At 77.3% G+C, this 1,651-nt stretch carries 2 protein-coding genes; one reads left to right on the top strand and one right to left on the bottom strand.

All coding sequences use genetic code 11. From position 1 onward, the window contains the following. Positions 1–1,085 (top strand): aromatic amino acid transaminase (locus tag EF903_RS32380; protein ID WP_125548507.1); only part of this gene is annotated, 1,085 nt, incomplete at its 5' end. Positions 1,086–1,095: 10 nt separating this feature from the next. Here the strand turns inward: EF903_RS32380 and EF903_RS32375 are convergent. Beyond that, positions 1,096–1,651 (bottom strand): HPP family protein (locus EF903_RS32375; RefSeq protein ID WP_399422192.1); only part of this gene is annotated, 556 nt, incomplete at its 5' end.

Genomic DNA, 1,651 nt, shown 5'->3' with positions numbered 1-1,651 from the left:
CCAGCATGGCCCGGTTGAACGACGTGTTCCCCGACAGGCCGCGGTACTCCTTGGACGCGGAGCGCTCCGCGTCCAAGGAGTACCGCGGCCTGTCGGGGAACACGTCGTTCAACCGGGCCATGCTGGAGATGGTCCTGGGCGAGGGCGGCGGGGCGGCCGACCGGGCGGTCGCCGTGCAGACCGTCGCCGGCAGCGGCGCGCTGCGCCTGCTGGCCGACCTCGGGTGCCGGACCCGTCCCGGCGCGACCGTGTGGATCAGCGACCCGGCGTACGTCAACCACCGCCCGATACTCGAGGCCGCCGGGCTGGCGGTCCGCACCTACCGCTGGGTCGACGCGGAGGGCCGCTCCGACACGGCGGGGCTGCTGCAGGACCTGGCGCAGGCGCAGCGGGACGACGTGGTGCTGCTCCAGGGCTGCTGCCACAACCCGACCGGTGTGGACCCCTCCGCGCAGGCGTGGGAGGAGCTGGCCGGGCTGGCGGCCCGGAACGGCTGGGTCCCGTTCGTCGACCTCGCCTACCACGGCCTCGGCGACGGCCTGGAGGCCGACCTGGCCGCGACGCGGCTGCTCGCCGAGCGGGTGCCGGAGATGCTCGTCGCGGTGAGCTGCTCCAAGAACTTCGGGCTCTACAGCGACCGCACCGGCTGCGCGATCGTCCTCGGCGCCTCCCGCGTGTCCCTGCGGCACGTGGAGACGGCCCTGCAGAACGCGGCCCGCACCCTGTACTCGATGCCGCCGGAGCACGGCGCGGCGGTGGTCGCGGCGGTCCTGGAGGACGACGGACTGCGGGCGCTGTGGCGGGCCGAGCTCGACGGCATGCGGGGCCGCATCGAAGCCAACCGGCGCGGCCTGGCCGAGCGGCTGGCGGCCCTCGGCAGGCCGGCCGAGGCGGCGGTGCTCGCCCGGCAGAAGGGCATGTTCTCGATGCTGCCGCTCACCGCGCCGCAGATGCTGCGGCTGCGCAGCCGGTACGCGGTCTACGGCACGACGGCCGGCCGCATCAACATCGCGGGGCTGCCCGCCGACCGCGTCGCCTGCGTCGCCCGCGGTGTCGCGGGCGTGCTCGGCGAGGACGGCGCGTGAGGGCGGCCGCTCACCACCAGTAGGCGGGATAGCGGGGGGCGCCGGGCCGCAGCCGCGAGACGGCGTACCCCGTGAGGACCAGCAGGAGTGCCGCGCCGAGCAGCAGCGGCAGGAAGCGCGCGGGCGCCGGGGCCTGGAGGACGACGATGACCGCGCTGGCGCAGCCCGGGGCGTGCGGGGTGCGGGCGGCGGTGTTCGCGGCGAGGGCCAGGCCGCCGGCGACGGCCGCGGCCCAGGCACTGCCCCCCGCGGCGGCGAGTACCGCGTAGCCGGCGAGCGCGCCCAGCAGGTGGCCGCCGACGACGCTGCGCGGCTGGGCGAGCGGCAGGCCGGGCGCGCTGTGCACGAGGGCGGCGCTGGCGGCGAGGGACGGTATCAGGACCGGCTCGTGGACCAGCGCGCCGATGCCCACCAGGGCGAGCAGGACGGCGGTGGCGCCGCTGACGCTGTGGGCGGCCGCGGCCGGGGTGGGGCGCGCGGGCGCGCGCAGGCGGGACGGGCTGTGCTCGGACGTGCGCGGGCGGGGCGTCCTGCGCACGGGGGCGTGCAGGGGCGGCGTACTCAAT

Origin of the sequence: Streptomyces sp. WAC05292 (assembly GCF_003949955.1) — a bacterium.
Classification (GTDB): Bacteria; Actinomycetota; Actinomycetes; order Streptomycetales; family Streptomycetaceae; genus Streptomyces; species Streptomyces globosus.
The sequence above is the reverse complement of the archived record's forward strand: the minus strand, read 5'-3'. Positions and strand labels throughout refer to the sequence as shown.